Genomic DNA, 24,792 nt, shown 5'->3' with positions numbered 1-24,792 from the left:
GCCGGATGGGTCAGCGGACGGCGAACGGCTCGTCGGTGCGGACGATCTCGCGGCCCAGCGGAAGCAGGGAGACCGGGATCAGTTTGAAGTTGGCGATGCCGAACGGGATGCCGATGATCGTGATGCACAGGGCGATGCCGGTGGCGATGTGGGCGAGCGCCAGCCACCAGCCGGCCAGGACCAGCCACAGGACGTTGCCGACGCAGGACGGGGCGCCCGCGTCATGCCGCTCGACCGTGGTGTACCCGAACGGCCAGAGGGCGTAGAGGCCGATGCGGAAGGCGGCGATCCCGAAGGGGATGCCGATGATCGTGATGCACAGCAGGAGGCCGGCGAGCAGGTAGGCGAGGAACAGCCAGAAGCCGCTCAGGACGAGCCAGATGACGTTCAGGATGGTCTTCACGGGCGACCTGCCATCTTCTCGAGTCGGGCGATGCGCTCCGCCATCGGCGGGTGCGTGGAGAACATCTTGGAGAGCCCCTGCCCCGGGCGGAAGGGGTTGGCGATCATCATGTGGCTCGCCGTCTCGATCCGGGGCTCGGGGGGCAGCGGAAGCTGCTTGGTGCCCGTCTCCAGCTTGCGCAGGGCGCTGGCGAGGGCGAGCGGGTCGCCGGTGAGCTGGGCTCCGGAGGCGTCCGCCTCGTACTCCCGGGAGCGGCTCACGGCCAGCTGGATGAGGGTGGCGGCGAGCGGGCCGAGGATCATGATCAGCAGCATGCCGAACAGGCCGGGGCCCTCGTCGTCGTCCGAGCGGCCCACCGGGATCAGCCAGGCGAAGTTCACCAGGAACATGATCACGGAGGCGAGGGCGCCGGCGACCGAGGAGATGAGGATGTCCCGGTTGTAGACGTGGCTCAGCTCGTGGCCGATGACGCCGCGCAGCTCGCGCTCGTCCAGCAGGCGCAGGATGCCCTCGGTGCAGCACACGGCCGCGTTGCGCGGGTTGCGGCCCGTGGCGAAGGCGTTCGGGGCCTCCGTCGGCGAGATGTACAGCCGGGGCATGGGCTGGCGGGCCTGCGTGGAGAGCTCGCGCACCATCCGGTACAGCGCCGGGGCCTCGAACTCGCTGACCGGGCGGGCGCGCATCGCGCGGAGCGCCAGCTTGTCGCTGTTCCAGTACGCGTACGCGTTCGTGGCGAGCGCCACCACGACGGCGACGATCAGCCCGGCGCGGCCGAAGAAGCTGCCGATGACGATGATGAGTGCGGACAGACCCCCGAGGAGTACTGCGGTCCTGAGCCCGTTGTGCCGGCGGTGCACGGTGCGCCCTCCAAGTCGTGCAGCTGGGGAACACTCTGATCCAGTGGACCCTCCCGCTGAGGACAACGCCAGGCGGCGGCCACGAGTTCCCTGGTACGTGCGGTGGCGCGCATGGGCCGAGTGGGTGACGTACTGGTTCGGCCTCACGCGCGCGTGGTGCAACGGGTGCCCCGCGCGCGCGTGAAGAGTCCTGGAACAGCCGCGTGGCCGCGGACCGGAACAGCCGGTGGCCGCGGACTAGAACAGTCCGGTGGCCGCGAAGCGGAGGACCAGCTGGGGCACTCCGGAGAGGGCGACGCCGAGGACTCCGGTGAGGGCGAGGGCGGCCGTGAGGGGGGCCGGGACGCGGTGCCGTGCGGGCTCGCCCTCGGGGGCACGGAACAGCAGGGCCGTCCACTGGAGGTAGTAGAAGAGGGCGATCACGACGTTGACGGCCATGACGACGGCGAGCCAGCCGAGGCCCGCGTCCACGGCCGCCGAGAACACGGTGACCTTGGCGAACAGCCCGATGACGCCCGGCGGCAGGCCGGCCAGGCACAGCAGGAAGAAGGCCAGCAGGAGTGCGCTGAGCGGGTTGGTGGCGTACAGGCCCCGGTAGTCGCTGATCCGGTTCAGCGCCCGGCCGCGGCCCACGAGGGCGGCGACGGCGAAGGCGCCGAGGTTCACGGCGGCGTACATCAGGGCGTAGGCGACCGTGGAGCCGATCGCCTTCTCGGCGTCCTTGGTGTAACCGGCGGCGGCGATCGGCACCAGCAGGTAGCCGGCCTGGCCGACGGAGGACCAGGCGAGCAGCCGTACGGCGCTGTACGCGCGCGTGGCCTGCTGGCGCAGGGCGGCGACGTTGCCGACGGTCATGGTGAGGGCGGCGAGGGCGGCGAGCGCGGGCCCCCAGACGTCGGCGTACGAGGGGAACGCGACGACGGTGACGAGGATGAGCCCGGAGAAGCCGACGGCCTTGCCGACGACGGACAGGTAGGCGGCGACGGGCAGGGGCGCGCCCACATAGGTGTCGGGCACCCAGAAGTGGAAGGGCACGGCGGCCGTTTTGAAGGCGAAGCCGACGAGGGTGAGGACGACACCGGCCTGGGCGAGGGTGTGCAGTTGTCCGTCGACGTGCGGCAGGCGCTGGGCGACCTGGGTGAGGTAGAGGGTGCCGGTGGAGGCGTAGACGAAGCTGATGCCCATCAGGCTGACCGCGGTGGCGGTGACCGAGGACAGGAAGAACTTCAGGGCGGCCTCGGAGGACCGCTTGTCGCCGTGCCGGATGCCGACGAGGGCGAAGGCGGGCAGGGAGGCGACCTCCAGGGCGACGATCAGGGTGGCCAGGTCGCGGGAGGCGGGCAGCAGGGCGGCGCCGGCCGCGGAGGACAGCAGCAGGAACCAGAACTCGCCGGCCGGGACGCGCCGCCGGTCGTCGTCCAGGTGGGTGACGGACAGCAGGGCCGCGAGCAGGGCGCCGCCGAGGACCAGGAACTGGATGACGAGGGTGAAGTGGTCGGCCGTGTAGCTGCACGCGCGCGTGGGGCCGGTGAGGCAGAAGGTGCTGCGGTCGCCGTCCAGCAGGGGCAGGAGCATCACGGCCGCCGCGGCGAGTCCCGCGACCGAGACCCAGCCGAGCACGGCCTTCCGGGTCTCCGGTACGAACAGGTCGGCGACGAGGACACCGAGCGCCACGACGGCCGTGATGGTGGGCGGGGCGATCGCGAGCCAGTCGACGGACTGGACGAGCGACTCGGCAAGGGGCTGGGTGCTCATCGGGAGCCTCCTGCGAGGAGCTGCTGCACGGCCGGGTCGGTCAGGCCGAGCAGGGTCTTCGGCCACAGTCCGGCGAGGACGGTGAGGGCGACGAGCGGGGTCCAGGCGGCGAACTCGTACCCGTGGACGTCGGCGAGCTTCGGGGTCTCGTTCTCGATGCCGCCCATGCAGACCCGGCGGACCACGATCAGCATGTACGCGGCCGTCAGCAGGGTGCCGAACGCGCCGATCGCCATGAAGGTGAGGAAGGCCGGCCGGCTGAGGCCCGCGGCGGGCTCGAAGGAGCCGAACAGGGCGAGCATCTCGCCCCAGAAGCCGGCGAGTCCGGGCAGGCCGAGGGAGGCGACGGCGCCGAAGGCGAGGAGCCCGCCGAGGTGCGGGGCCTTGCCGTACAGGGCGGCGCCGGTCTCCTCGGCAAGGGTGTCGAGGTCGGTGCTGCCGGTGCGGTCCTTCAGCGCGCCGACCAGGAAGAACAGCAGGCCGGTGATGAGGCCGTGGGCGATGTTGGCGAAGAGGGCGCCGTTCACGCCGGTCGGGGTCATGGTGGCGATGCCGAGCAGGACGAAGCCCATGTGGCCGACGGAGGAGTAGGCGATGAGGCGCTTGAGGTCGCCCTTCGCGCCCTGCTTGGCGAGGGCCAGGCAGGCCAGGGATCCGTAGATGATGCCGACGACGGCGAACGCGGCGAGGTACGGCGCGAACGTGCGGAAGCCGTCCGGTGCGACCGGCAGCAGGATGCGCACGAACCCGTAGGTGCCCATCTTCAGCAGGACGCCGGCCAGCAGCACCGAGCCGACGGTCGGCGCGGCGGTGTGGGCGTCGGGCAGCCAGCTGTGCAGCGGCCACATCGGCGTCTTCACCGCGAGCCCGATCCCGATCGCCAGAACGGCGATGACCTGCACGGACGCGGTCAGCGACCGGCCGTTGTCAGTGGCGAGTGCCACCATGTCGAACGTGCCCGCCTTGATTCCGATCAGGAGCAGGCCGAGCAGCATGACCACGGAGCCGAGCAGCGTGAAGAGGATGAACCTCCAGGCGGCCCGGGTCCGGCCCTCGCCGCCCCAGCGGGCGATGAGGAAGTACATCGGGATGAGCACCGTCTCGAACGCGAGGAAGAACAGCAGCAGGTCGAGGACGGCGAAGGTGGCGAGGGTGCCGGACTCGAGCAGGAGGACCAGCGCGACGAACGCCTTCGGGGTCGGGCCCGCCGGCGGCTTGAAGTACGAGTAGAGCGCGCAGAGGAAGGTCAGCAGCGCGGTCAGGACCAGAAGGGGGAGGGAGATGCCGTCGATGCCGAGGTGGATCCGCACGTCGAGTGCGGGGATCCAGCTGATGTCGGTCGTGGCCTGCATCTTCGACGGATGGTCGTGGTCGAAGCCGAGCGCGAGGACGATCGCGGCGATGAGGACCGCGCCGGTGACGGCCACGCCGTGCCGCAGCACCGCCTGCCCGGGTGACTTCCCCTTCAGTCCGGGCGGAGCCGGCAGGAGAGCGGCGGCGGCGCCGAGGAGCGGGCCGACGACGACGAATGCCAGAAGGAACTGCATCACGGACTCGTTGATATCGATCACGCCTGCTCACGCTCCCGTGGCGACGAGGAGGACGGCGACCGCCAGGACGACGGTGCCGGCGAGCAGCGCGCTCACATAGGTCTGCACATTGCCGGTCTGCGCGCGCCGTACGGCGGCCCCGAGCAGCCGGGGCGCGGCGGCGGCGGCGCGTACGTAGGTGTCGACGACCTCGCGGTCGAGGAACCGGACGAGGCCGGCCGCGGCCTGGACCGGCCGGACGAACAGCGCCGTGTACACGGCGTCCAGGTGGAAGCCGGCCGCCGCGGGCCGGCGCAGCGGGCCGAGCAGCAGCCGTGACGGGTCGGCCGGGTCGGGGGCGTAGGCGATGTCGCCGTAGGCCGGCTCGTGGGTGGCGATGGCCTCGGCCTCGACCAGTCCGGCGTCGCCCTCGGGGTGGGCGGCGACGGCGCCCAGGGGCGTGCGGGCGGCGAGTGCGCTGGTGCGCTGCCAGGCGCCGTAGGTGAGCAGCCCGCCGACCACGGCGAGGCCCGTGCCCAGGATCGAGGTGAGCAGGGTCGGGGTCAGGTCGCGGCCGTCGAACCAGCCGGGCAGCGAGCGGTAGGCGAGCCCGCCGAAGGCGAGGGAGGGGACCGCCAGGACCCACAGCACGACCGTCATGGTCAGCGGCTGCCTGCCGTGGTCGGGGGCCTCGGCGCCCCGGCCGCGGAAGGCCAGCAGCCACAGCCGGGTGGCGTACGCGGCGGTCAGCAGGGCGGTGAGCAGGCCGGCGACTAGGACGATCCAGCCGGCGGCGCCGGGGACGTTCTCGGTGTGGCCGGCGGTCGCGTGCTCGGCGGCGCCGAGGACGGACTCCTTGGAGAAGAAGCCGCTGAAGGGCGGGATCGCGGCGAGCGCGAGGAGCGCCACGGTCATCGTCCAGTAGGCGTCCGGGACGCGGTCGCGCAGCCCGTGCATGCGGGACATGGCGGCCAGCGAGTTGGTGCCGGCGGCGTGGATGATCACGCCGGCCGCGAGGAACAGCAGCGCCTTGAAGGCGCCGTGGGACAGGAGGTGGAACACGGCGGCACCGCGGTCGCCCACGGCGAGGGCGCCGGTCATGTACCCGAGCTGGCCGATGGTCGAGTAGGCGAGGACGCGCTTGATGTCGTCCTGGGCGAGCGCGGCGAGGCCGGAGCCGGCCATCGTCACGGCGGCCATGACGGCGAGGACCACCATCGCGGCCTGGGAGGCCTCGAACACCGGGAGGAGACGGGCGATGAAGTAGACACCGGCGGCCACCATCGTCGCGGCGTGGATCAGTGCCGAGACCGGCGTCGGACCGGCCATCGCGTCCGGGAGCCAGGTGTGCAGCGGGAACTGCGCCGACTTGCCCGCGACGCCCGCGAGCAGCAGCAGCGCGATCAGTGTCGGGTGGTCGAGGCCGCCGCTCGCGACGGTGCCGAGGACGCGGGTGATGCGGAACGAGCCGGCGTCGGTGCCGAGGGCGAACAGGCCGATGAGGAACGGTACGTCGCCGAGCTTGGTGACCAGGAAGGCCTTCAGCGAGGCGGCGCGGGCCTCGGGGGTCTCCCAGTAGTGGCCGACCAGGAAGTAGGAGCAGATGCCCATGACTTCCCAGCCGACCAGCAGCACGATCAGGTCGCCGGAGTAGACGACCAGGAGCATCGCGGAGGTGAACAGGGAGACGAGGGCGGCGTACGAGGGGTAGCGGGGGTCGTCGCGCAGGTAGCCGGTGGAGTAGATCTGCACGCAGGTCGCGACGAACGCGACCAGGACGGCGACGAGCGCTGCGAAGCCGTCGATGTGCAGGGCCAGCTCGATGGGGACGGACCCGGTGGGCGTCAGCTCGGTGTGGGCGTCGATGGCCGGGCCGCCGCCCTGGCGCACGGCGACCAGCGCGGCCAGCACGAGCGAGGCCAGCGGCGGCAGCACGGCGAGCGGGCGGACGAACCCGGGTGCGGTGCGGCCGAGGAGCAGGCCGGCCGCGGCCCCCAGGAACGGCAGGAGGGGGACGAGGACGGCGAGGGTGGTCGTGGTCACGCGGAGGCCTCAGCCTTCTCGGCCGCGGGGGTGCCGGGGCCCTCGGGGTCGGGGCCCTCGGCGGTGTCGCGGAGCTTGTCGATGTCGGAGGTGCCGCGGTTGCGGTAGACGGCGAGCACGATCGCCAGGCCGATGCCGATCTCGGCGGCGGCGATGGTGATGGTGAACAGGGTCAGCGCCTGGCCGGAGTGCAGGGTCTCCTGGGCGGTCCGGCTGAGCCAGACGTCGAAGGCGACCAGGTTGAGGTTGACGGCGTTGAGCATGATCTCGACCGACATCAGGACCAGGATCGCGTTGCGGCGGGCGAGGACGCCGTACAGGCCGGTGCAGAAGAGGAGGGCGGACAGTACGGCGGGATAGGCGAGGTGCATCAGCGGGCGCCTTCCTTCTCACCGGGGACGTCGAGGTCGGCGGAGGGGCCGGGGGCCGTGTCCGCCTTGGCCTTGCGGGACAGGACGATCGCGCCGACCAGTGCCGCGAGGAGCAGCACGGACAGCGCCTCGAAGGGCAGCACCCAGTGCCGGAACAGGCTCGCGCCGGTGACCCGGGTGCTGCCGGCGGCCGGGCCGTCCAGGTCGATCCAGGTGGTGCGGAAGGCGTCGACTACCACCCACACCAGGGCGACGGCGGAGGCGATCGCGACGGCCAGGGCGGCCCAGCGGTTGCCGGAGTCGGCGTCCGGGGAGCGGCCGATGGGCGCCCTGGTGAGCATCAGACCGAACAGGAGGAGGACGACGACGGAACCGACGTAGATCAGGACCTGCACCCAGGCGATGAACTCGGCCGTGAGCAGCAGGTACTCCACGGCGAGACCGCCGAGCGCGACCACCAGCCACAGGGCGGCGTGCACCAGCTGCCGGGTGGTGACGGTGACCAGCGCGGCGCCGAGGGTGGCCAGTCCGACGAGGAGGAAGGCGATCTCGACACCGGTCGGGGACAGGAAGCCGTGCGGGGCGTGCGCGGCATCGGCGAGGGGCGCGGCTGCGGCGAGGTTCACGACTCGCCCTCCTGCGGTTCGGCCTGGGCGGCGGCCAGTTTCTCGGCGGTCTTGCGGGCGGCGGCGATCTCCTTGGGCTCCTCGGCGCCGGGGTCCAGGGCGGGCGGGGCCGGCACGGTCCACATCCATTCGCGGAGCTTGTCCCGCTCGTGGGTGAGTTCGCGGATGTCGGTCTCGGCGTACTCGAACTCGGGGGACCAGAACAGCGCGTCGAAAGGACAGACCTCGATGCAGATACCGCAGTACATGCACAGGGAGAAGTCGATCGCGAACCGGTCCAGGACGTTGCGGCTGCGCTCCCGGCCGCCGGGGGCGGCGGGCGGGACGGTCTCCTTGTGGGAGTCGATGTAGATGCACCAGTCGGGGCACTCACGGGCGCACAGCATGCAGACCGTGCAGTTCTCCTCGAACAGCCCGATCACCCCGCGGGTGCGGGGCGGCAGCTCGGGCAGGGCGTCCGGGTACTGCTCGGTGACGGTCTTCTTCGTCATCGTGCGCAGGGTGACGGCCAGGCCCTTGGCGAGGCCGGAGCCGGGGATGGGGGCCATGGTTAGCTGATCACCACCTTGACGATGCCGGTGAGGGCGATCTGGGCGAGGGAGAGGGGTACGAGGAGGGTCCAGGAGAGCTTCTGCAGCTGGTCCTCGCGCAGCCGCGGGTAGGTCACGCGGAGCCAGATGACCAGGAAGGCGAGGATCGCGGCCTTCAGCAGGGTCCAGACCCAGCCGAGGCCGTCGGCGCCCCACGGGCCGTGCCAGCCGCCCAGGAAGAGGACGGTGGTCAGGCCGCACAGGACCACGATGCCGGCGTACTCGGCGAGCAGGAACAGGGCGAAGCGCAGGCCGGTGTACTCGGTGTACGCGCCGAAGATGATCTCCGAGTCGGCGACCGGCATGTCGAACGGCGGGCGCTGCAGCTCGGCGAGTCCGGCGACGAAGAAGACGATCGCGCCGACGATCTGCCAGGGCACCCACCACCAGTGGAAGGCGTGCAGGATGCCCGGCAGGGAGACCGTGCCGGCCGCCATCGCGACGGAGGCCGCCGCCAGCAGCATCGGGAGTTCGTAGGCGAGCAGCTGGGCGGCCGTGCGCAGGCCGCCGAGCAGGGAGAACTTGTTGGCGCTGGCCCAGCCGGCCATCAGGGAGCCGAGCACGCCGACGCCCATCACCGCGAGCACGAAGAACACGCCCGCGTCGAGGACCTGGCCGACGGCGCCCTCGCTCGGGCCGATCGGGATGGCGAGCAGGACGAGGAGGTACGGCAGCAGGGCGACGGCGGGGGCGAGCTGGAAGACGCGGCGGTCGGCGCCCGCCGGGACCACGTCCTCCTTCTGCGCGAACTTCACGCCGTCGGCGACGAGCTGGGCCCAGCCGTGGAAGCCGCCGGCGTACATCGGGCCGAGGCGGCCCTGCATGTGGGCCATCACCTTGTGCTCGGTCTGGCCGACGATCAGCGGGAAGGTGAGGAAGACGACGAAGACGGCCAGGAGTCGCAGGGCGACGTCGAGTGCGTCGTTCACTGCGGGCCTCCGGTGGGGTCGGGGTCGTCGGGGGTGCGGGGGTTGTCGGGGGTAGGGGGTTCGGCTGCCTTTCGCGGCTCCGGATCGGAGGGGCGCTCCGGATCGGAGGGGCGCTCCGGATCGGAGGGGCGCTCCGGCTGAGGGGCCTGCTCAGGCTCGGAGGGCTGATCCGGCTCGGAGGGCCGTTCCGCATCGGAAGGCCGGTCCACCTCGGAGGGCCGTTCCGCCTCAGGAGCCCGCTCCGGCTCTGGGGCCCGCTCCGGCTCGTCGAAGGCCGGGCGGGCGTGGTGCCACGGCGCGTCCGAGCTGCGCGGCGCCGTGCTCCGACGGGCGGGGCGGTCGGAGCCGTCCGACTCCGGCGGTGCCTCCGGTGCCACTGGTGCCGCCGACTCGGATGATGCCGACTCGGATGATGCCGCCGACTCCGCCGGTGCCACCGGTTCTGCCGGTCCTCCAGGGACCGCCGGTGTCGTGGAGGCAGCCGGTGCCCCAGAGGCCGCCGGTGCTTCAGGGGTCGCCGGTGCCGGCGTTTCCGTCGGGGCCGGCTCCTGGGTACCGGTCCGCTGGGAGGCCGAGCCCTCCGAGGCGCTGCGTGCGCGGCGCGGACCGGCGGGCGTGGGCGCGGGGCTCGCGGGGGTGGGCTCTTGAGCCACCGATGCCTCTTGAGCCACCGACGCTCCCTGGGCCGCCGCAGATGCCTCTTGAGCCGCTGATGCCTCTTGAGCCACCGATGCCTCGGCGGCCGGTCCCTCCGTCGGCGCTGCCGTCGCGGCCCGGGCGGTGTCACCCTCGGCCGCGGCCTGCTTGCGCGTCGCCGCGTCCTCCTCCCGGGCCGCCGCCTGGCTCACCGAGCCCTGGCTGGCGCTGCGCGTCCGACGCGGCCGTGCGGGAGCACCGGCACCGGCACCGGAAGCCGCACCAGCACCGGCACCAGAAGCCGCACCCGGACCCGCCGCCGCCTGCTCCGCGGTCGGCGCTCCGGTCGCGTCCGCTGCGGCAGCCGCGCCGGCCTGGGCCGCCTGGCTGGCCGAGCCCTCCGCGGCCGAGCGGGCACGCCGTACCGGACGTTCGCCGGCGGCACGCGCCGGACGTTCCCCCGCCGCGCGTCCCGCTGCCCCCGCCGCGCGTCCCGCCGCCCGGGCCGGGCGGGCCGGGGCCGGGGGAAGCTGGCCCTTGAGGGGGCCCCACTCGTTCGGGTCGGGGACGCCGGGAGGCAGCATCTGGCGGCGCTTGGGGCCGCCGTGCTCGGACTCGCCGGGTTCCTTCGCGCCGGGCCACGCCTTGGCGACGCGGGCGGCGAGGACGAAGTCCTTGCGGAGCGGGTGGCCCTCGAAGTTCTCGGGGAGCAGCAGGTGGTCGAGCCCCGGGTGACCCTCGAAGTCGACACCGAACATCTCGTGGGTCTCGCGCTCGTGCCAGGCCGCGCCCGCGTAGACGCCGACGGCGGAGGGCAGGACGGGCGCCTCGTGCGGGACCGTCGTACGGACGAGGAGGCGGCGGACCGGATTCAGGGCGACCACGTGCGCGGAGACCCGGAAGCCCGTGCCCGGTTCGTCGACCGCGCTCAGCCAGTCGAAGTAGGTGCAGGACAGCGTCGTACGGGCCGTCTCCAGGGCGGTGAGCCAGGCGGACGGCGGTACGTCCACGGTCAGGAGGTCGTACGACTCCTCGGCCGTGGCGTCCGCGCCGAAGAGTTCCTCGGCGGGGGCGGGCAGCCAGCCGGCCGTGCTCATCGGGCGTCCCCCTCGGCCGGGGCGGACGCCGGGACCGGGGGTCTGACCAGGTCGCTCTGGAGCGCGGCGGCCGACGGGCGGGCGTCGCCGGTGCCGTACCGCTCCCCCAGCGACTCGCGGGCGATCTTCTCCTGGAGCTTGAGGATGCCCTGGAGCAGCGCCTCGGGTCGCGGCGGGCAGCCGGGGACGTACACGTCCACCGGGATGATCTGGTCGACGCCCTTGGTGACGGAGTACGAGTCCCAGTACGGGCCGCCGCAGTTGGAGCAGGCGCCGAAGGAGATGACGTACTTCGGCTCGGGCATCTGCTCGTACAGGCGCTTCACGGCCGGGGCCATCTTGTCCGTGACCGTGCCCGACACGACCATCAGGTCGGCCTGGCGGGGCCCCGGTGCGAACGGGATGACGCCGAGCCGGATGAAGTCGTGGCGGGCCATCGAGGCGGCGATGAACTCGATCGCACAGCAGGCGAGGCCGAAGTTGAACACCCACAGCGAATAGCGGCGGCCCCAGTTCAGGACCACCTTCATCGGCTCGGGGGCCAGGCGGGCCAGCGCGCCGAGCCGCTTGGGCTCCGGCAGGTAAACGGGATCCGGGGTCACGTCCATGCCAGGACGCCCTTCTTGTATGCGTACAGCAGGCCCACGGCGAGGAAGCCGAGGAAGATGAACATCTCCACCAAGGTCGTCGCGCCGTAGCCGGGGGCGGCGAAGACCGTCGCCCAGGGGAACAGGAAGATCGAGTCGACCGCGAAGATCACGTACAGGAAAGCGTAGACGTAGTAGCGGACCTGGGTGTGGGCCCAGCCCTCGCCGACGGGGTCGACACCGCACTCGTAGGTCAGGAGTTTCTCCGGCGTCGGCACGACCGGGCGCAGCAGGCGGCCGGCGCCGAAGGCGACCGCAACGAACAGCACGCCGATGAGGCCGAGCAGTCCTACCACCGAGTACGACCGGAAGTAGCCGGCCGCGACGACGTGCGCCGCGGCGGCCGTCGAGTCCCCCAACGTCTCCCGCACGGTCCGTCCCTCGCTCCCTGACCTCGTGTCCTGGTGAACTCTGTGATGCAACGTGATTCGAGGATCTGTACGCACGGGAGTCTAGGCCCTGATAAAGAGCGGGTAAGCAGCCTGTCACGCCATGAGACGGCCGGGGCCGGTGAGGTGGGGTTTTCCCCCGGCGGCGGAGGGCGGCGTACCGCATGGCGTGAAAGGTGCCGGGCACGGCAGGCTGATCGGCATGACCGCTCCCAGCCCCGCCGCCGACCGGACCGGCGGCTCCGACGAACGCGACGGACGCGACGGCCTGCACCGTCTGCCACCGCCCCGTCCGGCCTACGACGCGCACACCTGGAAGGAGATCGTCTATCTCCTGCTGAACCTGCCGGTGACGCTGTTCGGGTTCATCTACGCAGTCACCATGCTGTCGGTCGGCGGCGCCCTCACCCTCACCGTGATCGGTCTGCCGCTGCTCGCGCTCAGTCTGCTGGGCGCCCGGCAGCTGGGGAAACTGGAGCGGACCCGGGCCCGGAAGCTGCTCGGGGTGCTGGTGGAGGAGCCGACGCCGCTGCCGCTCGCCAGGAGCGGTGGCCCGGTGCAGCGGCTGTGGATGGCACTGAAGGACCCGGTGGGCTGGCGCACCCTGCTGTACGACGCCATCCGGCTGCCCTGGGGCATCTTCACCTTCTGCACCGTGCTGACCTCGTTGTTCGTGCTGTGGCCGGTGCTGCCGTACCTGACGCGGGCCATGGCGAACGTGGACCGGGCGATGGTGCGCGGGCTGCTGTCGCCCTCGGACGAGCTGGAACGCCGTATCGCCGAACTGGAGTCCGACCGCGGGATCGTGGTCGACACGGCGGCGGCGGATCTGCGGCGGATCGAGCGGGACCTGCACGACGGGGCGCAGGCGCGGCTGGTGAACCTGGCCATGGGCCTCGGTCTGGCCAAGGAGAAGCTGCTGGAGGACCCCGACACGGCGGCGGCGATGGTGGAGGAGGCGCACGGCGAGGTGAAGCTGGCCCTCCAGGAGCTGCGTGACCTCGCCCGGGGCATCCACCCGGCCGTGCTCACCGACCGCGGCCTGGACGCGGCGCTGTCCTCGGTCTCCTCGCGCTGCACGGTGCCGGTGAAGGTGACCGTGGACATGCCGGCCCGGCCGGCGGCGGCCATCGAGGGCATCGCCTACTTCACCGTCTCCGAGCTGCTGCAGAACATCAGCAAGCACAGCCAGGCCCGTACCGCCTCGGTGGACGTCTGGCGTGCGGACGACCGGCTGCTCATCCAGGTCCGGGACGACGGCCGGGGCGGGGCCCGGCTGGACGACGGCAGCGGCATGCGGGGCCTCGCGGAGCGGCTGGGCGCGGTGGACGGCCTGTTCGTCGTCGACTCCCCCGACGGCGGTCCGACGGTGGTCACCGCGGAACTGCCGTGGCGGGACCGGCAGGACTAGCCTCGCCCGCCACCCCGCCACCCCGCCACCCCGCCACCCCGCCACCCCGCCACCCCGCCACCCGGCCGCCCGGCCGCCCGGCCGCGCACCACGCCTCCACGCGCGCGTGCGGCGCGCTCGGCAGCGGCACGCGCGCGTGGAGGCGGGCCGCACCGCAAAGGCGGCCCCGCCCGTGGATGCGGGGACGACGGCGTACGCGGGGCGGGCCCTGGTGCCGGGCGGAGCGCCGGGGTGGGGAAAACCCCCCGTTCAAGACGCCGACGGACTCCATGGCCCGGGGTTCCGGTGCGGACGACCCTGGAGATACGGCTGAACCGCCGCTCGGACGACGAGAACGGGACGACATTCGATGGCCATGGAGTACGGACACGGGTACGGGCAGGCGGCCGGAACCGGCCACCGGCTGCCGGCCGCCCTGCGGGCGCCGTTCGAGGCGCGCACCTGGCGCGAGTTCGGCTACGTGCTGCTGAGCCTGCCGGTCTCCGTGGTGCTGTTCAGCTGGACGGTGACCATGGTCGCCCTCGGCGCGGGCCTGCTGGTGACCTTCCTCGGCATCCCGGTGCTGGCGGCGGCGCTCGCCGGCTGCCGGGGCTTCGGCGTGCTGGAGCGGGGCCGGGCGCGCGGGCTGCTCGGGGTGGACGTCGCCGACCCGGAACCGCTGCGGATGCGCAAGCCCGGCCCGGCGGCCTGGATGGGCGCGCTGCTCAAGAGCGGTGCCTCCTGGCGGCACGCGCTGTACGCCCTGGTGCAGTTCCCGTGGGCGGTGTTCGCGTTCTCGGTTGCGGTGACCTTCTGGACCTGCGGCTGGGGGCTGCTGACCTATCCGCTGTGGTTCTGGGTCTTCCCGGCGTACGTCGGCCGGGGCGGACTCCAGCTGTACGGCGACGCCCACCACAGCGTCTATCTCGACAACCCGTTCGAGATCACCGTGACCGCCCTGGTCGGGCTGGTGTTCACGCTGTTCACGCCGTGGCTCGTACGAGCCCTGACGACCGTGGACGGACTGCTGGTGCGCGGGCTGCTCGGACCGTCGCCGCTGTCGGCGCGGGTGGTGGAACTGGAGTCGGACCGGGGGACCGTGGTCGACACGGCCGCCGCCGACCTGCGGCGGATCGAGCGTGATCTGCACGACGGGGCGCAGGCGCGGCTGGTCGGCCTGGCGATGGACCTGGGGCTGGCGAAGGAGAAGCTGCGGGAGGATCCGCGGACGGCGGCCCGGATGGTGGAGGAGGCGCACGGCGAGGTGAAGACGGCCCTCCAGGAGCTGCGTGACCTCGCCCGGGGCATCCACCCGGCCGTGCTCACCGACCGCGGCCTGGACGCGGCGCTGTCGGCCGTCGCCTCCCGCTGCACGGTGCCGGTGAAGGTGGAGGTCGACCTGCCGGCCCGGCCCGCGCCGGCCATCGAGGGCATCGCCTACTTCACCGTCTCCGAGCTGCTGCAGAACATCAGCAAGCACAGCCGGGCCCGTACCGCCTCGGTGGACGTGTGGCGTGCGGAGGACCGGCTGATGCTCCAGGTGACCGACGACGGCGTGGGCGGCGCCGACGTCGCCCGGGGCTCCGGGCTGGCCGGCCTCGCGGCCCGCCTGGACGCGGTGGACGGCGTCCTCCTGGTGGACTCCCCGGCCGGCGGCCCCACCCGGGTCATCGCGGAACTGCCCTGGCGTCCGGGCGCCTGACACGGGCCCTCACCCCACCGCCCGGCACTCCCCGGCCGGGCAACGGCCTCGCCCCATCGCCCGGCACTCCTCCCGGCCCGGCGACGGCCCGGCACTCCCCGGCCCGGCCGCGGGCGTCGGACCGCTCCCGCGGTCCCCGAACGGGGGCGGTGGCCGGCGGCCCCGCGACCGCAATCCCCGAGTTCGGCGGCGGTCCGGCCCGATTCCTGGAATGCTGGATCTCCGTAGGACGTCACGGACGACGCACGTCACGGACGACGGGGGCACCGCGGACACACGTCACGCCCGCACGCGGCACACACGCGCGCGTGCGGACGGGCGTCGCCGCGGGAACGGGCTGGGGGGGCCGGTAGATCGTGGAGGACAGGGTGCGAGTGGTCATAGCCGAGGACTCGGTGCTGCTGAGAGAGGGCCTGACCCGGCTGCTGACCGACCGCGGGCACGACGTCGTGGCCGGCGTCGCCGACGCGGACACGCTGATGAAGACGATCGCCGACCTCGACGACCGGGGCGAGCTGCCCGACGTGGTCGTGGCCGACGTGCGGATGCCGCCGACCCACACCGACGAAGGTGTCCGGGCGGCCGTGGCCCTGCGCCGACTGCACCCGCGGCTCGGGGTGCTGGTGCTGTCGCAGTACGTGGAGGAACGCTACGCCACCGAATTGCTGGCCGGTTCCAGCCGGGGCGTCGGCTACCTCCTCAAGGACCGGGTCGCGGACGTACGGGAGTTCGTCGACGCCGTGGTACGCGTCGCCGACGGCGGTACGGCACTGGACCCGGAGGTGGTCGCGCAGCTGCTCGGCCGCAGCCGCAAGCAGGACGTGCTGACGGGGCTCACGCCCCGGGAGCGCGAGGTCCTCGGGCTGATGGCGGAAGGGCGCACCAACTCGGCGATCGCCCGCCAGCTCGTGGTCAGCGACGGCGCCGTGGAGAAGCACGTCAGCAACATCTTCCTCAAGCTCGGCCTGACGCCGAGCGACGGGGACCACCGGCGGGTCCTGGCCGTCCTCACCTATCTGAACTCCTAGCCGGCCGCCCGTGGCCGCACCGTGCCGGCGTCCTGGCGACTCGGCCCTCCCCTGTACCAGGGGGTACCCGGACAACAGTCCGGTGAGACCCGTAGGGGGCGGTCGGGGGCCCTGACGGCAGCCGGAGGAGAGAACCTGGAACACGCGCGGGGAGCGCCTTGAGCGGCGCTCCGGCGACGCGAGACATGATGTGAAGTCAGCGCGACAGGCCGTCTCGAACGCCGTCCAATCCACGGACGGCCTCGGGAAGGCGACCCTAACCGACGTAGGGTTGATCCTGGGACGGTCCGTGGGACGACCGGCCTCGGACAGCCGCCTCGAAGGAGGTCCAGTTCAGTGACCAGCCAGGTCAGCAGCCCAGCGGAGCAGACCGACGGAACCGTCGTGGGAGAGCAGCGCAAACCGGGCGGCACGAAAGACGTGCGGCGCCTGGACCGGGTGATCATCCGGTTCGCGGGGGACTCGGGTGACGGCATGCAGCTCACCGGTGACCGGTTCACCTCGGAGACCGCTACTTTCGGCAACGACCTCTCCACACTCCCCAACTTCCCGGCCGAGATCCGCGCCCCCGCAGGCACCCTGCCGGGCGTCTCGTCCTTCCAGCTCCACTTCGCCGACCACGACATCCTCACCCCCGGCGACGCACCCAACGTCCTGGTCGCGATGAACCCGGCCGCCCTGAAGGCCAACATCGGCGACCTCCCGCGCGGGGCCGAGATCATCGTCAACACCGACGAGTTCACCAAGCGCGCCCTGCAGAAGGTCGGGTACGACAGCTCCCCGCTGGAGGACGGCTCGCTCGACGGCTACAGCCTCCACCCGGTGCCGCTGACCACGCTCACCGTCGAGGCGCTGAAGGAGTTCGACCTCTCCCGCAAGGAGGCCGAGCGCAGCAAGAACATGTTCGCGCTGGGCCTGCTGAGCTGGATGTACCACCGGCCCACCGAGGGCACCGAGAAGTTCCTGAAGTCGAAGTTCGCGAAGAAGCCGGACATCGCGGAGGCCAACATCGCCGCGTTCCGCGCGGGCTGGAACTTCGGCGAGACGACCGAGGACTTCGCGGTCTCCTACGAGGTCGCACCGGCCGCCAAGGCCTTCCCCGTGGGCACCTACCGGAACATCTCCGGCAACCTCGCCCTGGCCTACGGCCTGATCACGGCGTCCCAGCAGGCGGATCTGCCGCTGTTCCTGGGGTCGTACCCGATCACGCCGGCCTCGGACATCCTGCACGAGCTGAGCAAGCACAAGAACTTCGGCGTCCGCACCTTCCAGGCCGAGGACGAGATCGCGGGCATCGGCGCGGCGCTCGGCGCGGCGTTCGGCGGCTCGCTCGCGGTGACGACGACGTCCGGGCCGGGCGTGGCGCTGAAGAGCGAGACGATCGGCCTCGCGGTGTCGCTGGAGCTGCCGCTGCTGGTGGTGGACATCCAGCGCGGCGGCCCGTCGACGGGTCTGCCGACCAAGACCGAGCAGGCCGACCTGCTCCAGGCGATGTACGGCCGCAACGGCGAGGCACCGGTACCGGTGGTCGCGCCGATGACTCCGGCCGACTGCTTCGACGCCGCTCTGGAGGCGGCCCGGATCGCGCTGACCTACCGCACGCCGGTGATGCTGCTGTCGGACGGCTACCTGGCCAACGGCTCCGAGCCGTGGCGCATCCCCGACCTGGACGAGCTGCCCGACCTGCGGGTGCAGTTCGCCTCCGGGCCGAACCACACGCTCGCGGACGGCACCGAGGTCTTCTGGCCGTACAAGCGGGACCCGCAGACCCTGGCCCGGCCGTGGGCGGTCCCGGGCACCCCGGGCCTGGAGCACCGCATCGGCGGCATCGAGAAGCAGGACGGCACGGGCAACATCTCCTACGACCCGGCCAACCACGACTTCATGGTCCGCACGCGCCAGGCCAAGATCGACGGCATCGAGGTCCCGGACGTCGAGGTCGACGACCCGCACGGCGCGCGGACCCTGGTCCTCGGCTGGGGCTCCACCTACGGCCCGATCACTGCGGCGGTACGGCGGCTGCGCGCGGCCGGCGAGCCGATCGCCCAGGCCCATCTGCGTCACCTCAATCCCTTCCCGCGCAATCTCGGCGCGGTGCTGAAGGACTACGACAAGGTGGTCATTCCCGAGATGAACCTCGGTCAGCTCGCCACCCTCATCCGGGCGAAGTACCTGGTCGACGCCCACTCCTACAACCAGGTCAACGGCATGCCGTTCAAGGCGGAACAGCTCGCCGCGGCGCTGAAGGAGGCCATCGATGACTGACGCCGGCAACGGGCTGCTGCAGCTGGTCCCCAAGGCCGAGGCCAAGCAGTCGATGAAGGACTTCAAGTCGGACCAGGAGGTGCGCTGGTGCCCGGGCTGCGGTGACTACGCGATCCTCGCGGCCGTGCAGGGCTTCATGCCCGAGCTGGGCCTGGCGCGGGAGAACATCGTCTTCGTCTCCGGTATCGGCTGCTCCTCCCGCTTCCCGTACTACATGAACACCTACGGGATGCACTCCATCCACGGCCGTGCCCCGGCCATCGCGACCGGGCTGGCGTCCTCCCGCCGGGACCTGAGCGTGTGGGTGGTCACCGGTGACGGCGACGCGCTGTCCATCGGCGGCAACCATCTGATCCATGCCCTGCGCCGCAACGTCAACCTGAAGATCCTGCTGTTCAACAACCGGATCTACGGCCTGACCAAGGGGCAGTATTCGCCGACCTCCGAGGTCGGCAAGATCACCAAGTCGACGCCCATGGGTTCGCTGGACGCGCCGTTCAACCCGGTGTCGCTGGCGCTCGGCGCGGAGGCGTCCTTCGTGGCACGCACGATCGACTCCGACCGCAAGCACCTGACCGAGGTGCTGCGCGCCGCCGCCGACCACCCGGGCACCGCGCTGATCGAGATCTACCAGAACTGCAACATCTTCAACGACGGCGCCTTCGACGCCCTGAAGGACCGGCAGCAGGCCGAGGAGGCGCTGATCCGGCTGGAGCACGGGCAGCCGATCCGCTTCGGGAGCGACGGCGCCAGAGGGGTCGTACGCGACCGGCAGACCGGTGATCTGAAGGTGGTGACGGTGACCCCGCAGAACGAGGCGGACGTCCTGGTGCACGACGCCCACGCCGCGTCCCCCACCACCGCCTTCGCCCTGTCCCGGCTGGCCGACCCGGACACCCTGCACCACACCCCGATCGGCGTGTTCCGCTCGGTCGAACGGCCGGTCTACGACTCGCAGATGGCCGACCAGCTCGACGCCGCCGTCGAGCAGCGCGGCAAGGGCGACCTGGGCGCCCTGCTGGCGGGCGGGGACACCTGGACGGTCGTCGGCTGAGTTCCGCTGTGATTCACGAGGCCCGGGACTGGATTTCCCGGGCCTCGTCGTCTGCCCGGCGGCTCTCCTCGACCGCCCGGCGGTTCTCGTCGTAGGCGTGCCGGGCCTGCTCCACCTGGCTCATGCGCTCGCCGGTCCAGTGGGCGAGGGCCCGCACCTGCTCCGCCGCCTCGCGGCCGAGGGCGGTGAGGGAGTAGTCGACGCGGGGCGGGATGACCGGCTTGGCGTCCCGGTGGACCAGGCCGTCGCGCTCCAGGGTCTGGAGGGTCCGGGTGAGCATCTTCTCGCTGACGCCCCGGCCGCCGTAGCCGCTGACCGCCCGGCGCAGCTCGCTGAACCGGTACGGCCGGTCCAGCAGCTCGATGAGGACGAGAACGCCCCAACGGCTGGTCACGTGCTCCAGGACGAGGCGGTAGGGGCACATCGCCTCGGAGTCCCCCGCATTTCCACTTACCCGCATGCCAGTACCTTACTTCAAAGTGGGTACTTTCTTAAAGACAGTGCATCTCCTACGGTGAGTGTCATCACGGCATCCCGAAGGAGTTTCTCAACCATGAGCATCGTCGTCACCGGAGCCACCGGGCACCTCGGCCGTCACGTGGTGGAGCAGTTGCTGGAGAAGGTCCCGGCGGAGCAGATCACCGCCGTCGTGCGCGACAAGGAGAAGGCCGCCGACTTCGCCGCCCGCGGAGTGCGGCTGGCCGTCGCCGACTACAACGCGCCCGAGACCTTCGACCACCTGTTCACCGCCGGCGACAAGGTCCTGCTGATCTCCGGCAACGAGTTCGACAAGGGCCGGGTGCGGCAGCACACGGTCGTCATCGAGGCGGCGAAGGCGGCCGGCGTGGCGCTCCTCGCCTACACCAGCGCCCCCGGCAGCCTGACGGCCGCACTGGCGGACGACCACCGGGCGACCGAGGAGGTGCTGCTCGCCTCCGGCCTGCCGTACAGCCTGCTGCGCAACGCCTGGTACCACGAGAACTACACCGAGAACCTGGCACCCGTGCTCGAGCACAACGCGGTCGTGCAGGCCGCCGGTGACGGCCGGGTCGCCTCCGCCTCCCGCGCCGACTACGCCGCCGCGGCGGTCGCGGTACTGACCGGCGAGGGCCACGAGAACACGACGTACGAGCTGGGCGGCGACGAGGCGTGGAGCTTCGCCGAGTACGCGGCCGAGCTGAGCCGGCAGACCGGCAGGGAGATCGTCTACAGCCCGATCAGCACGGAGGCCCTCGCCGGCATCCTGACCGGCGCCGGGCTGCCCGCGCCGCTGGCCGCGGTCCTGGCCGGCGTGGACGCCTCGATCGAGAAGGGCGAGCTGGCCGTCTCCTCCGGCGACCTGTCCCGGCTGATCGGCCGCCCCACCACGCCCCTGACGCAGGCCGTCACAGCCGCGCTCAAGGGCTGAGCCAGGCCCGGTCGGGGTTCCAGGGCGGAGGCAGGCCCGGGCCGGGCTCCAGGACCGAGGCAGGACCGCGCCGGGTTCCAGGGCCGAGGCAGGACCGGGCCGGGTTCCGGGGCCGAGGCCAATCCGGGTCGCGCTCCAGGGCCGAGGCAGACCCGGTTCGCGTTCCGAGGCTGAGGCAGACCCGCCAGATGGGTCCCGGAGGCCGCACACGCCACTTGTCATGACCGTATTGCGGGACGGACATGACAGTAGCGGGCGCCCGCGCTACCTTCGTCCTCGCGCGCCCATGCCGGGAGCGCGGGCAAGAAGGAGGGGCCGTGGCCGGGACGTCCGAGGGTGAGCACCGCATAGGCCTGCTGAACGGTTTCGCCGCGTATGGGATGTGGGGGCTGGTGCCCCTGTTCTGGCCGCTGCTCAAACCGGCCGGGGCCGTGGAGATCCTGGCCCACCGGATGGCGTGGTCCGCGGTGTTCGTGGCCGTCGCGCTGCTCTTCGTCCGCCGCTGGGCCTGGGCCGGGGAGCTGCTGCGCCGGCCCCGGCGGCTCGGCCTGGTCGCCGTGGCGGCCGCGGTGATCACCGTGAACTGGGGCGTCTACATCTGGGCGGTGAACGCCGGCCATGTCGTCGAGGCCTCGCTCGGCTACTTCATCAACCCGCTGGTCACCATCGCCATGGGCGTGCTGCTCCTCAAGGAGCGGCTGCGGCCCGTGCAGTGGGCGGCGGTCGCGGTCGGCCTCGCCGCCGTCGTCGTACTGACCATCGGCTACGGCCGCCCGCCGTGGATCTCCCTCTGTCTCGCCTTCTCGTTCGCCACCTACGGACTGGTGAAGAAGAAGGTCGGCCTCGGTGGTGTCGAGTCGCTGGCCGCCGAGACCGCGATCCAGTTTCTCCCGGCGCTCGCCTATCTGCTGTGGCTGACCGCGCACGGCGACGCCAGTTTCGTGAACGACGGAGCCGGACACGCCGCGCTGCTCGCCTCCACCGGCATCGTCACCGCCCTGCCCCTGGTCTGCTTCGGCGCGGCGGCGATCCGCGTGCCGCTGTCCACGCTGGGCCTGTTGCAGTACCTGGCCCCGCTCTTCCAGTTCCTCCTCGGCATCTTCTACTTCCACGAGGCGATGCCGGCCGAGCGGTGGGCCGGGTTCGGGCTGGTCTGGCTGGCGCTGATCCTCCTCACCGGCGACGCGCTGCGCTCCGCGAGGCGGCCGGCACGGCTCGTCGTGCCGGCGGCCCGCGCCGTCGAGACCCCCACGTCGGCTCCGGCGGACGCCTGAGCGGCGCGGAACCACCTCCTCCACGGGCACGCCCGGCTATAAGTGAGGGCCATGACCACACAGGCGCCCGCCCCGCTGCACTGGAAGCTCGTCATCGACGCGGCCGACCCGCACACCCAGGCCGACTTCTGGGCCGCCGCGCTGCACTACACGGCCGAGGACAACAGCGCCCTCGTCGAACGGCTGCTGTCCGCCGGCGCGCTGTCCGGGGAGGCCACCGTCGAGTACCACGGGCGGGCCGCCTTCCGTGACCTGATCGCGGTACGGCACCCCGACGACCCGTACGACCAGCAGACCGGCACCGGGCTCGGCCGGCGGTTGCTGTTCCAGCGGGTACCGGAGTCGAAGACCGTCAAGAACCGGCTCCATCTCGACCTCCATGCCGGCCCGGACCGGCGCACGGAGGAGGTGACACGCCTTCAGGCGCTGGGGGCGCGGGTACTGCGGGAGGTCAAGGAGCCCTCGGGCCAGTGGGTGCTGATGGCGGACCCGGAGGGCAACGAGTTCTGCGTGCATTAGGCCGTCCGGGACCATGGAGCCGGGACGCCCGCGGGTCCGCGGCCGGCCGGCTGCGGGCCGGTGTGGTCGCGGGTCCGCGGCCGGCCGGGGCCGGTCGCATCCGCGCGGCTCTCGCCGATGGGGCCGGTCGCGACCGCGCCCCTCTCGCCGATCAGTGCCGGACGGCGCCCTCGCCGCTCGGGGTGGGTCCCGTCCACGCCGCCCTGGCCACGTGAGTCCGCTGGGGCGTCGCCGCGCGGCCGGTCATACCTGCGCCGCCCCGATCACGCGGGCGGTCACACCTGCGCCGCCTTGGCCGCGCGGGCGGTCACACCTGTGCCGCCTTGGCCGCGCGGGCGGTCAGGCGGACCATGCGGGCGCGGGCGGCCTCCAGCGGGCGCTCGTCGTCCGCGGCGGGGCCCGGCTCGGCCGTGAGGTCCGTCCACAGGTCGATCAGGTCGCGGCCCAGCCGCAGCCCCTCCTCGGGATCGCGCACCGCGCGCCAGGCCGTGGCTGCGCTCCGCACGTTGCCGTACGCGGCGTCCCCGTCCCCCGCCTGGCGGCGCAGCCGGGCGACGTCCACGGACAGCCGGCAGGCGCGAGCCGGGTCGTCGCCCAGGTACGCGATGTAGGCGGACAGCTCGCGCAGGTGCAGCACCTCGGCATGGCGCGGGCCGAGCACGGCGGAGGCCTCGGTGAGTGTCCGGTCGGCCAGTTCCGCCGCCGTGTCGATACGACCCGCCCGCACGGCCTCGTTGATACGGCTCATCGGCTCGGTGAGCAGCTCCGCACCCTCGGCGGTCTCGGTCAGCGGCCCGTCCCCCAGCACCTCCTCGGCGACGGCGTCGAACCCGCGGGCCGGGGTGTGGGTGGAGGCGGGAGCGGGCGGCTCCGACAGCAGGGCGGCGACGGCTTCCGCGGGCACCAGGGCGACGGGGTTCACAGGCGCGGGAGCGGTGACTTCCGCCGGCGCGGGAGCGACGATTGCCGCCGGCGCGGGAGCGAGGGCTTCCGCCGGTACCCGGGCACCCGCGTCCACGAACTGTGCGTCCCCACCCATGACCGGCACGTCCACGCCCACGACCGGCACGTCCATGCCCGTCGCCGCTGCGTCCATCATGGGCGGAGGTCCGAACCGGCCGGTCGGCATCTGTACGGTTCCCGGCTGCACGGTAGCCGGCGGCACGGTCCGCGCGAGCGTGACCGGCGCCTTCGGAGCGGCCGTCGGGACCGGTTCCCCCGTCATCCGGCTGGAGCCGTCCGCGGAGACCTCCAGAGGCACCACGCAGCCCGCGAGGTCGTCCTGAATCGTGGCCTGTATGGGGGCGCCGAGGCTGATGGCCAGGCGCTGGAGGTGGTTCAGCACGGCCTGCTGGATCTCCTCACCGGGCGCCGCCAGGACCGACGTCCCGCCCACCGACGCGCTCCCCGCGCCGAACACCCGGACGGGTACCGCCGGATGCCCCACGGGCTGCTGCGTCCGCTTCTTCTCGAAGCTGAGTCGGGCCATCGGTGTCCTCACTCCCCCGGCGTCGCGATCCGGTCGTACGCGTCCTGCCCACCAGTGTGTCGCCTCACCTTCGGCTTCCGCGTCACCGCGACGTCACAGCCTCGCACCAGCGGCCCCTGGCCGAATCTACTTGCGTATGCATAAAATGCACACGCCTTTATTTTTGGTACGACATCACGCACCTGGGGGACACCATGAGCCGCCGTTTCCTCTTCGTCCTGGGCAGCACCCGCGCCGAGGGCAACACCGAACTGCTGGCCCGCAAGGCCGCCGAGCAGCTGCCCGCCGGCGTGGAACAGCGCTGGATCCGCCTCGCCGAGCAGCCGCTGCCCGACTTCGTGGACCTGCGGCACGACAGCGACCACGTGCGTCCGGCACCCGACACCTCGGCCGGCCTGCTGCTGGACGCCACCCTGGCGGCCACGGACATCGTGATCGCGTCGCCGGTGTACTGGTACTCGGTGTCCGCCTTCACCAAGTCCTACCTGGACCACTGGTCCGGGTGGCTGCGCACCCCGGGCATCGACTTCAAGGCGACGCTGGCCGGCCGCACACTCTGGGGCGTCGCCGCGCTGGCGGACAGCGAGCCTTCCGTCGCCGATCCGTACGTGGGCACCCTCAACAACTCGGCCGCCTACATGGGCATGCGCTTCGGCGGGGTCCTGCTGGGCAGCGGCAGCAAGCCCGGGGACGTACTGACGGACACAGAGGCGCTCGCGCACGCGAAGACGTTCTTCGCGCAGGACGCGCCCCTGGCCCGCTTCCCGCACGAGACCATCGGCGCCTAGCCG

23 protein-coding genes are annotated in these 24,792 nt (G+C 72.3%); 9 read left to right on the top strand and 14 right to left on the bottom strand.

The genetic code is table 11. From position 1 onward, the window contains the following. Positions 1-10: 10 nt before the first annotated feature. From JK361_RS13320 to JK361_RS13265, 12 genes are all read right to left on the bottom strand, one after another. A complete protein-coding gene (locus JK361_RS13320) occupies positions 11-403 on the bottom strand; it encodes a YccF domain-containing protein (RefSeq protein ID WP_201816665.1) in 393 nt (130 codons plus the stop codon). Beyond that, complete coding sequence (htpX, locus tag JK361_RS13315) at positions 400-1,260, bottom strand: zinc metalloprotease HtpX (protein WP_201816663.1); 861 nt, start codon at positions 1,258-1,260, stop codon at positions 400-402. Before htpX ends, JK361_RS13320 begins: the two co-directional genes overlap by 4 nt. A gap of 237 nt (positions 1,261-1,497) precedes the next feature. Beyond that, positions 1,498-3,015 (bottom strand): NADH-quinone oxidoreductase subunit N, encoded by a 1,518-nt coding sequence (locus JK361_RS13310; RefSeq protein WP_201816661.1) that lies wholly within the window; start codon positions 3,013-3,015, stop codon positions 1,498-1,500. After that, on the bottom strand, positions 3,012-4,586 hold the full coding sequence (locus tag JK361_RS13305; protein WP_201816658.1) for a complex I subunit 4 family protein: 1,575 nt from the start codon (positions 4,584-4,586) through the stop codon (positions 3,012-3,014). The genes JK361_RS13310 and JK361_RS13305 overlap by 4 nt, the downstream gene beginning before the upstream one ends. A 6-nt stretch (positions 4,587-4,592) precedes the next feature. Next, a complete protein-coding gene (locus JK361_RS13300; protein WP_201816655.1) occupies positions 4,593-6,587 on the bottom strand; it encodes an NADH-quinone oxidoreductase subunit 5 family protein in 1,995 nt (664 codons plus the stop codon). Next, a complete protein-coding gene (gene nuoK / locus JK361_RS13295) occupies positions 6,584-6,958 on the bottom strand; it encodes an NADH-quinone oxidoreductase subunit NuoK (RefSeq protein ID WP_201816652.1) in 375 nt (124 codons plus the stop codon). The genes JK361_RS13300 and nuoK overlap by 4 nt, the downstream gene beginning before the upstream one ends. Continuing rightward, positions 6,958-7,584 carry an NADH-quinone oxidoreductase subunit J family protein gene (locus JK361_RS13290; protein WP_201816649.1) on the bottom strand — a complete coding sequence of 209 codons (627 nt, stop codon included), beginning with the start codon at positions 7,582-7,584 and terminating at the stop codon, positions 6,958-6,960. Before JK361_RS13290 ends, nuoK begins: the two co-directional genes overlap by 1 nt. Beyond that, complete coding sequence (locus tag JK361_RS13285) at positions 7,581-8,132, bottom strand: NuoI/complex I 23 kDa subunit family protein (protein ID WP_201816644.1); 552 nt, start codon at positions 8,130-8,132, stop codon at positions 7,581-7,583. Before JK361_RS13285 ends, JK361_RS13290 begins: the two co-directional genes overlap by 4 nt. 2 nt (positions 8,133-8,134) lie before the next feature. After that, positions 8,135-9,103, bottom strand: a complete 969-nt coding sequence (locus JK361_RS13280; RefSeq protein WP_201816641.1) for a complex I subunit 1/NuoH family protein — start codon at positions 9,101-9,103, stop codon at positions 8,135-8,137. Continuing rightward, positions 9,100-10,836 (bottom strand): NADH-quinone oxidoreductase subunit C, encoded by a 1,737-nt coding sequence (locus tag JK361_RS13275; protein ID WP_201816638.1) that lies wholly within the window; start codon positions 10,834-10,836, stop codon positions 9,100-9,102. Before JK361_RS13275 ends, JK361_RS13280 begins: the two co-directional genes overlap by 4 nt. Then, positions 10,833-11,444, bottom strand: a complete 612-nt coding sequence (locus JK361_RS13270; protein ID WP_201816635.1) for an NADH-quinone oxidoreductase subunit B — start codon at positions 11,442-11,444, stop codon at positions 10,833-10,835. Before JK361_RS13270 ends, JK361_RS13275 begins: the two co-directional genes overlap by 4 nt. Then, entirely contained in the window at positions 11,435-11,854 is a 420-nt protein-coding gene (locus JK361_RS13265; protein ID WP_201816630.1) for an NADH-quinone oxidoreductase subunit A, read from the bottom strand. Before JK361_RS13265 ends, JK361_RS13270 begins: the two co-directional genes overlap by 10 nt. Positions 11,855-12,074: 220 nt before the next feature. On the opposite strand from JK361_RS13265, the gene JK361_RS13260 reads away from it, so the two are divergent. From JK361_RS13260 to JK361_RS13240, 5 genes are all read left to right on the top strand, one after another. Beyond that, the gene (locus JK361_RS13260; protein WP_201816618.1) at positions 12,075-13,283 is read left to right on the top strand and encodes a sensor histidine kinase; all 1,209 of its coding nucleotides are present in this window, start codon (positions 12,075-12,077) and stop codon (positions 13,281-13,283) included. A 349-nt stretch (positions 13,284-13,632) separates the two neighbouring features. Further along, complete coding sequence (locus JK361_RS13255) at positions 13,633-14,964, top strand: sensor histidine kinase (protein WP_201816616.1); 1,332 nt, start codon at positions 13,633-13,635, stop codon at positions 14,962-14,964. Positions 14,965-15,332: 368 nt separating this feature from the next. Further along, entirely contained in the window at positions 15,333-15,992 is a 660-nt protein-coding gene (locus JK361_RS13250) for a response regulator transcription factor (RefSeq protein ID WP_285440322.1), read from the top strand. A gap of 336 nt (positions 15,993-16,328) precedes the next feature. Further along, positions 16,329-18,257: a 2-oxoacid:acceptor oxidoreductase subunit alpha gene (locus JK361_RS13245; RefSeq protein WP_201816612.1), complete on the top strand. Its 1,929-nt coding sequence runs from the start codon at positions 16,329-16,331 to the stop codon at positions 18,255-18,257. After that, on the top strand, positions 18,250-19,311 hold the full coding sequence (locus JK361_RS13240) for a 2-oxoacid:ferredoxin oxidoreductase subunit beta (protein ID WP_201816609.1): 1,062 nt from the start codon (positions 18,250-18,252) through the stop codon (positions 19,309-19,311). The genes JK361_RS13245 and JK361_RS13240 overlap by 8 nt, the downstream gene beginning before the upstream one ends. Before the next feature lie 13 nt (positions 19,312-19,324). Here the strand turns inward: JK361_RS13240 and JK361_RS13235 are convergent, their stop codons facing one another. Further along, a complete protein-coding gene (locus tag JK361_RS13235) occupies positions 19,325-19,771 on the bottom strand; it encodes a winged helix-turn-helix transcriptional regulator (RefSeq protein ID WP_201816607.1) in 447 nt (148 codons plus the stop codon). A 93-nt stretch (positions 19,772-19,864) separates the two neighbouring features. Between JK361_RS13235 and JK361_RS13230 the strand changes: the two genes are divergently transcribed. The 3 genes from JK361_RS13230 (at position 19,865) to JK361_RS13220 (ending at position 22,512) form a co-directional block, all read left to right on the top strand. Further along, positions 19,865-20,719, top strand: coding sequence for an SDR family oxidoreductase (locus tag JK361_RS13230; protein ID WP_201816604.1), 855 nt, complete (start codon positions 19,865-19,867; stop codon positions 20,717-20,719). A gap of 317 nt (positions 20,720-21,036) precedes the next feature. After that, positions 21,037-21,993 carry an EamA family transporter RarD gene (gene rarD / locus JK361_RS13225; protein ID WP_201816602.1) on the top strand — a complete coding sequence of 319 codons (957 nt, stop codon included), beginning with the start codon at positions 21,037-21,039 and terminating at the stop codon, positions 21,991-21,993. 51 nt (positions 21,994-22,044) lie between these two features. Beyond that, positions 22,045-22,512 (top strand): VOC family protein, encoded by a 468-nt coding sequence (locus tag JK361_RS13220; protein ID WP_201816593.1) that lies wholly within the window; start codon positions 22,045-22,047, stop codon positions 22,510-22,512. A 307-nt stretch (positions 22,513-22,819) separates the two neighbouring features. Here the strand turns inward: JK361_RS13220 and JK361_RS13215 are convergent, their stop codons facing one another. Then, the gene (locus JK361_RS13215) at positions 22,820-24,001 is read right to left on the bottom strand and encodes a hypothetical protein (RefSeq protein WP_201816583.1); all 1,182 of its coding nucleotides are present in this window, start codon (positions 23,999-24,001) and stop codon (positions 22,820-22,822) included. Between the two features lie 194 nt (positions 24,002-24,195). Here JK361_RS13215 and JK361_RS13210 point away from each other — a divergent pair, with 194 nt between their 5' ends. Beyond that, the gene (locus JK361_RS13210; RefSeq protein ID WP_201816574.1) at positions 24,196-24,789 is read left to right on the top strand and encodes a flavodoxin family protein; all 594 of its coding nucleotides are present in this window, start codon (positions 24,196-24,198) and stop codon (positions 24,787-24,789) included. Positions 24,790-24,792 lie beyond the last annotated feature (3 nt).

The sequence above is a fragment of the Streptomyces musisoli genome (genome assembly GCF_016741855.1).
GTDB classification, from domain to species: Bacteria; Actinomycetota; Actinomycetes; order Streptomycetales; family Streptomycetaceae; genus Streptomyces; species Streptomyces musisoli.
Note: the sequence above shows the minus strand (reverse complement) of the source record. Positions and strands in the feature narration are given on the sequence as shown.